The organism is Leifsonia sp. SIMBA_070 (assembly GCF_046534635.1).
Lineage (GTDB): Bacteria > Actinomycetota > Actinomycetes > Actinomycetales > Microbacteriaceae > Leifsonia.
The window spans coordinates 1-236 of record NZ_JAWRYK010000938.1; the positions used below are offsets into that span (position 1 = coordinate 1).

General features: G+C 25.8%; 1 protein-coding gene. It reads right to left on the bottom strand.

Translation table 11 applies throughout. The features are described from left to right. Positions 1-236: hypothetical protein (locus SB754_RS22960; protein WP_410784560.1), on the bottom strand; the 236-nt coding region annotated here is incomplete at both ends.

Below are 236 nucleotides of genomic sequence, written 5' to 3' on the forward strand. Positions count from 1 at the left end.
CTACTAGAGCATTTTGTAAGAATAAAAATTTGACAGTATTAGATTTATAGTTATTATCAGGTCTTAGCGTTAAATCTAGTATGATGTTATCTATATTGTTAAATGGGATGGATTGAATTGAAATATTCTCTGAATCTCTAGTTGATGAGGATGTTTCTTTTGTTGTTCTTCTTATTTTAATCATTTTATTATGAAGAGATATTTCAATGTTTTCTTCATTTAATACACTTGGATCT